The 12,850-nt window shown below is 48.3% G+C and carries 7 protein-coding genes; 2 read left to right on the top strand and 5 right to left on the bottom strand.

All coding sequences use genetic code 11. From position 1 onward, the window contains the following. Positions 1-2,744: ATP-binding protein (locus tag ACOJS8_RS24865; RefSeq protein WP_420151264.1), on the top strand; the 2,744-nt coding region annotated here is incomplete at its 5' end. Between the two features lie 7 nt (positions 2,745-2,751). Here the strand turns inward: ACOJS8_RS24865 and ACOJS8_RS24860 are convergent. From ACOJS8_RS24860 to ACOJS8_RS24845, 4 genes are read right to left on the bottom strand one after another with little or no spacing between them, the layout of a single operon-like run. Next, positions 2,752-5,721: a PVC-type heme-binding CxxCH protein gene (locus ACOJS8_RS24860; protein WP_420151263.1), complete on the bottom strand. Its 2,970-nt coding sequence runs from the start codon at positions 5,719-5,721 to the stop codon at positions 2,752-2,754. Next, positions 5,718-7,259 carry a sulfatase gene (locus ACOJS8_RS24855; RefSeq protein ID WP_420151262.1) on the bottom strand — a complete coding sequence of 514 codons (1,542 nt, stop codon included), beginning with the start codon at positions 7,257-7,259 and terminating at the stop codon, positions 5,718-5,720. The genes ACOJS8_RS24860 and ACOJS8_RS24855 overlap by 4 nt, the downstream gene beginning before the upstream one ends. 8 nt (positions 7,260-7,267) lie before the next feature. Beyond that, entirely contained in the window at positions 7,268-9,475 is a 2,208-nt protein-coding gene (locus ACOJS8_RS24850) for a hypothetical protein (RefSeq protein ID WP_420151261.1), read from the bottom strand. Next, positions 9,472-10,485, bottom strand: a complete 1,014-nt coding sequence (locus ACOJS8_RS24845) for a hypothetical protein (protein ID WP_420151260.1) — start codon at positions 10,483-10,485, stop codon at positions 9,472-9,474. Before ACOJS8_RS24845 ends, ACOJS8_RS24850 begins: the two co-directional genes overlap by 4 nt. 146 nt (positions 10,486-10,631) lie before the next feature. On the opposite strand from ACOJS8_RS24845, the gene ACOJS8_RS24840 reads away from it, so the two are divergent. Next, positions 10,632-12,317: a hypothetical protein gene (locus ACOJS8_RS24840; RefSeq protein WP_420151259.1), complete on the top strand. Its 1,686-nt coding sequence runs from the start codon at positions 10,632-10,634 to the stop codon at positions 12,315-12,317. Between the two features lie 176 nt (positions 12,318-12,493). Here ACOJS8_RS24840 and ACOJS8_RS24835 read toward each other — a convergent pair whose 3' ends face one another. Then, positions 12,494-12,799: a hypothetical protein gene (locus ACOJS8_RS24835; RefSeq protein ID WP_420151258.1), complete on the bottom strand. Its 306-nt coding sequence runs from the start codon at positions 12,797-12,799 to the stop codon at positions 12,494-12,496. Between the last annotated feature and the right edge of the window lie 51 nt (positions 12,800-12,850).

Raw genomic sequence — 12,850 nt, 5'->3', positions numbered from 1 at the left:
GTAAGAGCAAGTCAGTGAAGGCGTTTGCTGCTTCTAAAGATAGGCGTACCTGGATTGGAACTCACGAACGAGAATTGTATCTATTCGATGAGAAAAACGGGCAGTTAGAACCCGTCCTGAGCAGTGCGTTAACCCAGATATTTCAAAAGTTCGACCTCAACGTATTGGTTGAAGATGCGTCTGAAAATTTGTGGATTGGTACCTATAATTCAGGGCTGCTACGTTGGGATCGAAAAACGGGGCAGACTCGCCATTTTTCAAGTAGTAATAAACCGGGTGCGCTCGGGAGCAACAGTATTACGGCTCTTTATGTTGATAAGCAAAAACGGCTCTGGATTGGCACCAACGGCAACGGCCTCCAACTGTTTGATACGCGCACTGAAACGTTCCGGTCCTGGACTACTAAAGACGGTCTGGCAAACAACTTTATCGCAAGTATTATCGAAGATGACCAACAAAACCTTTGGCTATCAACGAATGGCGGTATTTCATGCTTCAGTCCGAAAACCCATTCCATCGAAAATTACGACCAAAATGATGGGTTGATTGGTAAAGAGTTTCTGCCCGATGCCTGCACGCGACTTCCCTCTGGTGAGTTGGCATTTGGAAATATGCAAGGGTTAGTCGTTTTCCATCCAAAGCGTGTCCGCTCAAAAACAACACCGCCAAACGTATATCTTTCTGATTTAAAACTCTTTAACCGCCCAGCCAATCCAGCTGATAGCGATGCGCCAACGCAGCTGGATATGACCGACGTAACGAAGTTGATTTTTGGCCCACTTCAGTCGGTTTTCACCATCGATTTTACAGCCTTGTCATTTCTGCCTCACCGTAACATTCGGTATGCGTATCAACTCGTAGGTTTCGATCCAGATTGGAACTATGTTGGCTCGCAACGGTCAGCTACGTACACAAACCTGCGCGAAGGGGATTATCAGTTTTTGGTAAAGGCAGCTATTGGCAACAGTGCCTGGAGTCAGCCGAAAGCGGTGCAGATAACCGTACTGCCGCCCTGGTATCGGACATGGTGGGCGTATCTGCTATATAGTTTTTTGTTTGTAAGTGCGTTGTTAACCTTCCGTCGAATCGTCAAAATTCGGGAGCAATTGAAAGCCGATATACGTATTAAGCAGTTGGAAGCCGAATCCATTAAAGCGCTTGACGATGCAAAAACCAGTTTCTTTACCAACATCTCACACGAATTCCGAACGCCGTTAACGCTGATTCTGACGCCTTTAGATAAACTTATTTCCGAACCAACTTTCGGCGATCGGCTTCAACATCAATTTCAAACCATTCAACGTAACGCTCAACGATTACTGCGTCTGATTAATCAATTGCTGGATTTATCGAAACTCGAAAGTCAGAGTTTGGTGCCCGACATCAGCCGAAACGACATTGTTCCGTTTGTAGAACGTATCGTTCATTACTTCGATGAATTGGCTGAAAGCAAACGCATTATGCTGTCGTTCCGAAGCAACTTCGATACGTTCGATGGCTATTTTGATGCCGATATAGTTGAGAAAGTCATTTATAATTTGCTCTCAAATGCGTTCAAGTTTACACCACAGGGTGGAGAGATTCGGGTAAATCTAGCGTTTGTACCAGCCGAAAAAAGCATATGTATTACCGTTACTGATACAGGAATTGGTATCTCGCCAGAAGCCCAGACGCATATTTTCGAGCGGTTTTATCAGGTGGCCGAACAGCATACGCAAAAGAAATCGGGCAGCGGTATTGGACTCGCCCTCACACGCGAATTGGTTGAACTACACAAGGGAAGTATAACGGTAGAAAGTACTGAAAACGTGGGTACTACGTTCACCGTTACGTTGCCGCTCGATGCGCAGTCATTTCCGTCTGAGTGGGTTTCGCAATTGCATGAGATTCCCACAGAATCCATTCAGCCGTTGTTACCCGCTACATTGCCAGAGCAAGTCACTACGTTACCCACCAAAGCGTTACCGATTTTGTTGGTGGCTGAAGACAATGAGGAACTTCGCCAATATCTGAAAGAAAGCTTTTCAGGAACGTATCATGTACTAACCGCAGCCAACGGGCAGCAGGCTATTTCGCTGGCGCAGAAGCACATTCCCGATCTGATTCTGTCAGACTGGCTCATGCCAGTCCAGGCTGGAACCATCCAGCCCGGACCCGAAATGGACGGAACCGAACTTTGTCAGGCAATTCGGTCTAACGATAAAACCAGTCATATTCCATTTTTGCTGCTAACGTCGCGGGCGGCTAACCAGAGTCAGATTATGGCCTTTGGAGCGGGTATCGACGATTACATGACCAAGCCATTTAACTTGTCGATTCTGGAAACAAAAATTAAAAGTCTGATCCGAAACCGTCAGTTACTCCGCGAAACCTGGCAGAAAAAAATACTGGCCTCCCCTTCAGACGTTCAACTGCCACCAATGGAAGAGCTGTTCATCCAGAAAGCCATTTCCATCATCGAAGTCCACATGGATGACGCCCATTTTGACGTAGAACAATTGGAAGAAGCAATGAACATGAGCCGGATGCAGCTTTATCGAAAATTAAAGAGCATCATCAATCTTTCGGGGGCAGAGTTTATTCGGCAGGTACGTCTGAAACGGGCCGTTCAACTGCTCGAAAGCGGCCATTACAACGTATCGGAAGTGGCCTGGCAAGTCGGTTTCAATGATCCGGCTTACTTCAGCCGCTGCTTTAAAAAAGAGTTTGGAAAAGCGCCACAAGAATTTCTAATGAAAACTTGAGATCTAATCACTTCAGCGTTGATAAATATGCCACTAGATCAACCAGTTCCTGTTTCGAGAGTGCTTCTCCAAAGGGTGGCATCATCGATTGGGGCGCTTTGACTTTCGACTGAATATCTGTTTTACGTAGCGTCTGTTTAACCCCACCAGGCAACTTCAGAATTACCTCATCACTCGATTCGCTGTCTAATAACCCCATTAATTGACCACCGTCGCGGGTATGAATCTGATACGTTTCGTAGCCATAATTAATGCCTTCATCGGGATAGAGAATGGCGCGAAATAAGCCTTCTTTCGAGAGTTTTGCGCCAATTTTCGAGAGTTCGGGGCCAAACAATGCACCTGATTGTTGTACCCGATGGCAGGTCTGGCAGTTTTGCGCAAAAATGGTTTTCCCTTTACTGGCAACTCCATTTTCATGAACCAGCAGATATACTGGCGGCAAAGGCTCGCCGTTTTTACCGGCAGGTTTGGGCAGATAGTCAGCCGCTTCGCGTTTGATTTCGTTTCGAAATGCGCTGAACAATACGCTACTGGCGGTCGGTTTTAATGCATTGGGAAACGATTTTTTCTTCACTTCATCGAGAAGGGCACGTTCACCCACCCAACTGCTTCCCAGCAAGCGCGTCGCTGTTTTACGCAGTTCAACCGGGCGCGATTCGTCCAGCATTATGCTACTCAGCAGCGCCAGTGCATCGGGACTTCCATTACCTTTAAGCGCTGTCATAATAGCTTCGGCCGTTGTATCATCACGCAGTTGCTGCTTGACAAATTCTTTCTCTCCGAATTTCCACAGCAATTGCATAGCTTCAATACCAACCTGTCTGGAGGCACAGCATCGTACCAGATTGAGCAATTGATCTCGTTTATCAGTCAGATGAAATTTCTCGACCAGATGGACGTAGCTTTCGGTTTGACTAGCCGTTGCTAGTGCCGTTTCGAGCGCCCGATTCAGTGTTTCGTTACGTGTTACGTTGCTTCCGTCCATGTGCTCCAGCGCCAGCCGCTGAATATCAGGGCGCGGATCGTTCAGCAATGAAAGCAATATGTCGTTTTTGCCCGCTGATCGATGAAAATCGAAAGCTCGGAAATAACGTAGCGTTTCATTAGCATTGGGCGTTTGCCGGATAAGCTGCCCTAGCAGCGGCAGCGCTTTTTTTGAACGAATTCGCCAGACGATATCTCGTCCGGCTGGTGTATTCCAGTTTGCACCAACTTTCTGCTGCCAGGCGTCGAAACAGGCATTGGCGTTCAGGTCGGAACCGATGCCGAGCGCTTCCAGATACCAACGATCTTTGCCCGTATGTTGCATCGCCAGCGTTGCCCACGACTCAGCCGCTTCGGGTGTTTTAAGAAAACGTAGCGCAATGGCCCACTCCCGGCGAACTTCTGACGATGGGTCATTCGCTAACGTAGCACACAACGCAAACGGGAAATTCGCTTGTTGACGAGCCGTTCGCAAAGCAGTGATACGTAAGTCTGGGTTTGGGTCTCGTAGCGCCTGTTTTAGATAAGATTCGCCGTTTATTGGCAATTTAGTTAGCAGCCACAATGCCCGTGCTCGCCAAACCAGATTCGTTGATTGATACAGTTTTTGCAAACTAGTTTCGGCCTTATCACCCATTTTTTGCAGACTCGCCCACGCTTTTCGACGGGCAGCCCAGTTCGGACTTTTCAGTGCTTCAATGGCGGATTCGGGCGTATCGAAATGAAGTTTTGGAGCGCGATACATTGCTTTACCTCCATAACTAACCCGGTAGATTCGGCCTTTATTCGCATCGGCGGCTGTTCCCCCACCAATACCTGGATCATACCAGTCGGCTACCATTACCGAACCATCGGGAGCCACGCTCACATCGACCGGGCGGAACCACTGCTGACTGCTTTTCAATACGTTATGAATCTCGGCTTTATAGCCAGCGCCTTGTTTTTGCGTCGTGTATGATCGCACTACGTTGTACAACGCTTCGGCATGAAGTAACTGATTTTGATAGAGAGCTGGAAATTGCGTGCCCTCGTACACACACAAACCCGCTGGCGAACCTGCGCCTGTAATTAGCATGGTTGGAATAACGCCGGGGTCGTTCTGATGCCAGTGTCGTTCGGGGATGGTTTTCTCAAGATTGGTGCGCGAGGCAGTCCAGGCGGCTCCGGTCATCTCGTCGGCGAAACCGTAGTTGCCGTATTCCATTACGTAGTCGATTCGAACGGATTGATTGCCGTCATCGTCATTGTCGGAAACCCAAAGATTGCCGAATGAATCTAGCGTGGGTTCGTAGTGATTTCGGAAATTATGCGCGATGGTTTCCAGTTGGCTACCATCGGGATTGCAGCGTAAAATCAAGCCGTTCCGGTATGGATTCCCTTTACCGTTTATGGGATTGCGCGCTACGTCGAGAACAGGCTTTCCATGTCGGTCGCGCACTTCTCCGCCATTATTTCCCATAGAAAAATACAGTTTCCCATCGGGTCCCCAGAAAGGCGCGTGGATGCCATGGTCGCGCGCGCCGAATCCCGAAAACAACGTATCGATACGGTCGGCGTGGTCGTCGTTATTAGTATCGAACAGCATCAGCAAATAGGGAGCCTGCGCCAGATATACCCGGTCTTCGGTCAGCAACAAGCCCATTGGCGATTTCATGCCGGGATGCTCGAAGAAAACGGTACGTTTATCGGCCCGACCGTCGCCGTTTACGTCTTCCAGAATAACGACCTTATCGCCTTTTTTATCGAATTCGGCAGGTGCTACGTCGTAGTTATGCGATTCGGTTACCCAAACGCGACCGCGCTCATCCACCTCCATATTGGTGGGATTCGTCACCAGCGGTTCGGCGGCAAATTGCTGAACCATAAAGCCTTTAGGCACCTGCATCGTTGCCAACGCGGCCCGCGGATCGTGTGGGTCAGGCAATACGCTGATGAACCCAAAAGTAATGGCCACAGCTACGATAACACCCGTCGATATTCCTCTCTTCATACGCCCTCTTTCGCCAGCATATCGGTGGCTTCGGTATCTTTATATTCCTGTGTGAGCTTTTTCAACTCTCGTTTCAACTGACTGATAATGGCCTGATTTTTCGGATTGGCGTAATCATTCTTCATCTCATCTGGATCAGTTTTCAGATCGAAAAACTCCCAGGATTCGCCATTCCCGTAGAAATAAATCAGTTTGTAGCGCTCCGTCCGGATGCCAAAATGCGCCATCACGCGGTGGTCATATGGGTACTCGTAATAATGGTAATAGACAGCTTTTCGAGATTCAGCGGGTTTGGGTAGTGGCAGAAACGATTTTCCCTGCATATCAGCCGGAATTGGTACGCCCGCCGTTTGGAGAATCGTTGGTGCAAAATCGGTGTTGACGAAAAGTTGTTTGGTTTGGGTGCCGGGTTTGAGTTTGGGCGGGTAACGTACCAGCAACGGCATATGCAGCGATTCTTCGTACATAAATCGCTTGTCGAACCAGCCGTGTTCGCCCAGATAAAACCCCTGATCCGACGAATACATAATTAGCGTGTTCTCCTTCATGCCGTGCTTATCCAGATAATCCAGTACGCGTCCTACGTTCCGGTCAACGGATAAAATACAGGCCAGATAATCGTGCATGTAGCGTTGAAACTTCCAGTTATCCAGTGCTTTGCCGGTCAGGTTTTGTTCTTTAAATGCTTTGTTGAGCGGGTCGTAATACGCTTTCCAAGCCTTGAGTTGCGCCGGATTCATTCGTTTAATAATCGGCATAGAATCGATGTCAACTTTCAGATCGAGGCCGAGCCGCATAGTAGGCGTCGCAATCTGCATGTCCTGATGCTGAGCCGCTTTGCGCCCTTCGTAGTTATCGTAAAAGGTGGCTGGCATTGGAAACGTTTTGCCATCAAACGCATGTAAATCAGTGGTATCGGGCTGCCATTCGCGGTGGGGTGCTTTGTGACCGATGACCAGACAAAATGGTTTCGACGCATCTCGTCCACTCTCAATCCAGTTCAGCGCGTCGTCGGTAATTACGTTCGTCGCATACCCTTCTTTACGAACCGTTTTGCCATCCATCTGAATGAAATTCGGATTATAATACAGCCCCTGACCGGGCACGACTTCCCAGAAATCGAAATATTGTGGAGTGGCTTTTAGATGCCATTTCCCAATCCAGGCGGTTTGATAGCCAGCCTGTTGCAAATACTTTGGAAACATAGCCTGACTGGCATCGAACGTTCCCTGATTGTCGCGGTGGCCGTTCATGTGGCTGTATTTGCCCGTCAGCAACGTAGCACGGCTGGGTGCACAAATCGAATTGGTGCAGAACATGTTTTCGAACACCGCTCCTTCGCGCCCTATCCGGTCGATGTTGGGCGTTTTTATATATGGACTGCCGTACGCGCTAATGGCTTTCAGCGCATGGTCGTCGGAGAAAATGATGATGATATTTGGCCTAGAGGGCGCTACGTCCTTCACCGAAATCCGACTAAAGGCAGCGAGGCCGATTAGGATAATTAGGCCGAAAATGAGTTTAGTAATTCGAGTCATGGCATCCCTTATTTTAAGACAATATCGCCCGTTTGGGCATCTAGAAGTAGGGTTGATCCACGTTCCAGCGGAATCGTTATGGCTTTTCCGCTTTTCAGACGTAGCGTTCGCGTGCCGCCATCTTTGGTATGAAGCAATAGCAGTCCAGAATTTGCATACGTGAAATCGTTACGTTCGTTGTAAAGATGACAACCCGCCTGCCGAAAAATCTCCCGGAATCCGTCGGTTCCGTTGAGCGGCAATCCGCAGAAAATCGACGTAAACTCTTTCGATTTTTTACGGGCCATAATGACTTGTTTGCTCGTCTGCAACTCAGCCAGCGGTTCGGCGAATTTGTCATTCACAGCTACGAGTGGCTCTACGGGGCCGCTGAATTTATAGTCATAAGTGGGTTTCAGGAACGTAACGTTTGGCGTTTGCTTGCCGTCGATACGTTCCAGATTCATGCCTGTCAGTGACTTTACGAAGCCTAAATCGAGTTTTTCACCGTTCGTATAGCCTGTCAAATAATTCCAGACGATGGTACGTCCGCCTTTCGCTACGTTGTTCTGAATGAATGTTCGCTGTGTATCCGTCAGCTTGTAGACATTCATGAAAACCACGGCTTTGTACTGAGCCAGGTCGACGCGGTTCAAATCGAAATCATAGACATGATCGCCTACGGCACCGGAACGCATGGCCTGCTCAATGGAGTGATCCAGTACGTTGACCGTGATGGGCAATGGCGCTGATTTTAGGTAATAAAACACATCCTGACTCCAGACGTAAAGTACATCAGCATCAGAATGATACGGCACCGTAAGGCGCTTTTCGAATAACTCTTTTTCGGCTTTCATGGCAGCCAGATACTTCGGATCGTCCCACCAGCCGAAACCTTTCTGCGGGCCGAAATCATAGAACCAGAAGCCAATTCCACGCATTAGGGGCAACAATGCACAACGTTTCATGATGCTCGCATACGTAGTGTCGTAGCGCGAGGTATAGCGGATGTTCTCGAAATCATTTTTGTACAAATAGCCGTTGTCGATTTCGTCGAACCAAAGTTTATTGTGCAGTAAAGTCGATTCAATAATACCGCGCGAATTGCCGGAGCCGCCCGCTTTTCGGCTGTCGGGCCAGTACGTTTGCGGGGCGGATAAATAGTCGATGTAGGGACTATCAAGAACTTGCTGGATAAACAAATGTCCGCCAACGGTTTGGCGATTGAAGGTCATGTGCAGGTAGCCATAAAAAATGCCCGTAACTAATGGCCGGGGCCAGTTTTCCTTCGCTAGTCGGCAGAAATAAATAGCAATGTCGGCCACGACCTGCTGTTGGGCAGTGAAGTAATCGATGGTACGTTGTTCCTGAACGGGATCTTTGAAAAAACCATCCTGCGTTTTAAGTCGCTCTACTACGTTGGGCACCGTGGCATTCTCGAACGTAACCCTTATCGATTGCCAAGATTTCTGGAGTACTGATACGGTTTTGTATTTGGTCTTGAGCCAATTGCGAAAGTAATTGGTCATGGCTGGCCCCGTATCCGGATCGTGTTCGATGAAGCCCCAGTAGTGCCATTCGCCGTAAATGCCGCCCGCTACGTGCATGCCAATCAGGGCGTTGCCTTCCGGCGTTTTCGAAAGTTTTTGGCACAGCTCAACTAGTTTCTGCCCCGATTCCTGTCGCCAGCGCGTGGATGCTAAACTCGCCCGTAAAGCCGCATGAATATCATGTTCTTCGTTGTGATAGGGTGGTCCAGCCAGCAACGTAGTATCGACCGGCGTATCAGCGTATTGCGTGCATTCTTCCGGGTGCGCTTTGTTCCACCAAAAGGGCGCGTTTACGTGGATACGTAATACGACGCTCGCATCGGGGCATTGGTCGAGTACACCTCGTATTTGTCGCTGCGCCTTCCGAATGTCGAGCGTATCGGTGTTTTTATACCAGATGTCTTCAAACCACAGATCGACCTGAAATAATCGAAAGCCAATCTGGCAAAAGTTGTTCAGGTTTCGGGCGGGCACTTCCTCCCAAGACCAACGTCCGCCGTATGCGTGTGTGAGCGCGTAGAACGTAGGAGTTTGCGCTTTCCCGTTCACAAACAGCGTTGGCCGACCGTTAAACGGCTTTACTTCTGCCGATTTGGTTGACTGACCCAGTAGCGATTGACAGCAAAAAAATAAGATTAAAATAAAGAAGACCTTCATTAGTAACTCGCTACGTCGATGTTTTGTCATTTCGTTTTGGTTTTAAGCCAATCCATCAACTGCTCCTGGTACTCGCCGAGATAACTATGTTCAACGCCTTCGATTTCTTTCCACCACAGATTTACACCCGCCTTCAGAAAGTCATCTTTGAGTTTACGGTTCTCTACGTTCAGCCACTCCTTTTCGCCCCAAACCATCCAAACGGGCATGGCCTTAAATTTGGCAGCATCGTCATAGGTCACGTTTTTACCTAAGGCGGCTGAGTACATCCCGACGGCAGCCCAACGGTTCATCGTTTTCTGAGCGATGCGGAACGTACCACCGCCACCCATCGAAAAACCGTATAGATATTGCCGTTTCGGATCAGTTTTGAACTGTTTATCAAAGTCCTGTAAACACTCGAAAATGTCGGTTTCGGCAACGTCGCGATAACCTTTGTCGCCCCGCCCCCAAGGCAATATCATAAACCCTTCCCGGCGACTCATTTGGGCCGTAGCGCCAGCAGGCTTCGGCTGTAGATAGTCGTAGAGCATGTGCCAGGGCGGATTGTTCGTACCGCCACCGCTGCCATGCAGTTCTACATAAAAAGGAAAATCGGTTTTTGTAGATGCAAAACTTTTCGGCAGGAATAACCAGTAATAGCTATTTTTTCCATCAGCTTTCGATTTGAAGGTCATAATGAGAGGTCGGGTTCCTTGTAAGTACGTTTCCCACCTGGCGCCTTCACCCTGAAAAAAAGCCAGTGCACCCACGGACGCCTTAACGTGTTTATCCTCCGGACGTAGCCCGTGCGTTGAATCCAGGCTCATTAGTATAACCGACTCGAAATGACGTTTCAATAGCGGATTTTTCTCGTTTGCGGCCAGCGTGCGCAGGTGAGCAACTAACTGCTGAATCTCAGCCCGTTCGCTGGCCAACGGTAGTTTTGGCGTTTCGCTGGCATTACCCGAAGTTGTCGGCTGTGCGTAACCAATGAGGTACGTAGCAAGCATATCGAGCAGCAAACCGTATTTTCTGAAGATAAAGGCGAACGTATTCATTCAAGGTATGAGATTCATGTTGCAAACAACGCGTCATTGACGGCATACTTATCCTGCATTGTCCTGACTGTCGACAAAGCAGGATAATGCCTAGCTGGTAATTGACTTTCTTGCCAAATATTCGTTTTTCGTCCTAATCGAGAACTATGAAATCGTTTTGTAAAGCCCTTCTACTTTCCGTATTCGTTATTAGTAGCTTATCCGCCAGCTTCGGTCAGCAGTCCACGCAATTTGGCAAAGGAACCGATGAATACGGTACGTTTTTCAACAGCCTGAAAGATCAACTCATTCATACTCAATACCGCAAAACGGTTCACTTCGGCGGGAAGGAACGTAAACAGTTTGTGCAATGGATTCGTGACCATGTACACGTTATGAAAGCCATGAAATACCTGGAACCGGATATCAGTACGTTCTGGCAGTTTTTTATGGAACAGCAAACGCCCGAAGGTCTTTATTACGATTATTATTATCCGATGGTGGCACGGGAAAATCACCGGCTTAATCTGTTCGAAAAGCGATATTGGAAAGTGTTTGCTCGAGATACCATTCAAATGCACCGGCTGCCGGTGGAGGCTGATCTGGAATACTTGATGGTTGAAGGAGGGTATTACATCTGGCAGGCAACGGGCGACACGGCTTACATAAAAACCTGGATTCCCCGAATGGAAAATGGTATTATGTATACCATGACTGATCCACTACGTTGGTCTAAAAAATTTCAGTTGGTAAAGCGCGGCTACACCCTCGATACGTGGGACTTTATGCAGCTACCAACAACACGAGCTGAGTATATAAAGCAGGGGAAGGACGTACAAAACGGTATTTTCAATATCGACGAAAACACACCTATGGGAATTATGCACGGCGACAATAGTGGTACGTATGCGGCTTGTCGGCAACTGGCCCAACTTTATACGGATTTAGGCAATTCAGCAAAAGCGATGTATTGGACTGAACAGGCTGTTGGCCTTCGTAAACGCACGAATGCTCTCTGCTGGAATGGCAAATACTATGCACACTTTGTTCCCGATGATCCGGTTCCCTCTTACCTTAAAATGGATCAAAAAAACACGCTGAGTTTGTCGAACCCTTATGACATCAACCGAGGATTACCGACGGATGATATGGCCCAAGCAATTATCCAAACGTACCAGGGGTTAAAGGGCAAAAACATAATAAATTCATTTGCAGAATGGTTTGGTGTTTATCCGCCCGTTGAGCCTAGCTATGCGGATTATCTACCGGGATCCTACATGAATGGTGGTGTCAATACCATTGTTGGTGGCGAGTTGGCGAAAGCTGCTTTTCAGCATGGGTTTGAAGAATATGGCGTGGATATTCTGAAACGCATGATTCAACTCAATGAAAAACACGGTGGCAAACTCCCTGTATCCTACAAACCTGACGGTACGGTTGACGAAGGCATTCCCGACAATTGGGGTCAAGCGGCTATTATGAGCGCCATGATCGAAGGACTGGCGGGTGTTGTCGATCTAGGGCATTCGTTTGAGCAGGTTGAACTAGCTCCCCGCTGGTTGGCGGCAGGGAAAAATGAAGCAGATGTAACCATTGGTTACGGTCCATCTGGAAAATATATGCACTATGACTATCAACATAATCCCCAACGCAAAACCATCACGTTATCTGTTAATGGATCGACAAAACGGTATGCTCTACGTCAGCTTTTACCAGCAGGCAAACGCTTGAAGCGCCTAACAGTTGATGGTAGAGCAAGCGCTTCAGCGATCGAAACAGTACGCAACAGTCAGTACGTTCTGGTGAAGAATATAGCTGCTGGAAAGCACCGCGTTGAGTTAAGTTACAAATAATGTCTTGTCCTGATTTGAATTGGCGGGAGCGTTAGACCGATGAAAGGCGTAGTTCTCAGCGCTCAGGTTTAAGCGCAGAAATTCCTCCATGCCGATGTTGTGTCTCTCCAGTACATACCGACGGAACGGGAAACTTCGTTTTGCGTCGTCTAGTCTACCTGCTTTTTCTGCCCTTCTCAACCCCTCCCCTCATTCGGTAATCCTTCCAGGTATTCCTCAAAATAGACCTGTAATAATTCGCGCGATGATCGGTTTTCTGTTTGCGGATCAATTTGCTGCTCCAGCCAGTCAGCTAGATCGACCGACGTTTCAGTCGTGTATTCGGTGTTGCCAAATACAGCCAGGTCTTTTGCCCGGTTGTAATAGCAATAAGTCGCATTGCCAATGCGGAACATGCGAGCCATCCACTCCCGCTGGGACTCTGGCAGGGCCGCCAAGGCCTCCGTCTGTTGCTGATTGTATTTTTCGATTGGGTGTCTCATCGTTTAATGAAGGGGAGGTACTTTAAAACGGGACGATTCACGGTACCCTGA

The sequence above is a fragment of the Spirosoma sp. genome, from assembly GCF_048594605.1.
GTDB lineage: Bacteria > Bacteroidota > Bacteroidia > Cytophagales > Spirosomataceae > Spirosoma.
Note: the sequence above shows the minus strand (reverse complement) of the source record. Positions and strands in the feature narration are given on the sequence as shown.

Excerpts from the sequence above, each read along its gene's own strand:
- ACOJS8_RS24860 (WP_420151263.1), bottom strand. The coding sequence starts at position 5,721 with ATGAAGAGAGGAATATCGACGGGTGTTATCGTAGCTGTGGCCATTACT.
- ACOJS8_RS24855 (WP_420151262.1), bottom strand. The coding sequence starts at position 7,259 with ATGACTCGAATTACTAAACTCATTTTCGGCCTAATTATCCTAATCGGC.
- ACOJS8_RS24850 (WP_420151261.1), bottom strand. The coding sequence starts at position 9,475 with ATGACAAAACATCGACGTAGCGAGTTACTAATGAAGGTCTTCTTTATT.
- ACOJS8_RS24845 (WP_420151260.1), bottom strand. The coding sequence starts at position 10,485 with ATGAATACGTTCGCCTTTATCTTCAGAAAATACGGTTTGCTGCTCGAT.
- ACOJS8_RS24840 (WP_420151259.1), top strand. The coding sequence starts at position 10,632 with ATGAAATCGTTTTGTAAAGCCCTTCTACTTTCCGTATTCGTTATTAGT.
- ACOJS8_RS24835 (WP_420151258.1), bottom strand. The coding sequence starts at position 12,799 with ATGAGACACCCAATCGAAAAATACAATCAGCAACAGACGGAGGCCTTG.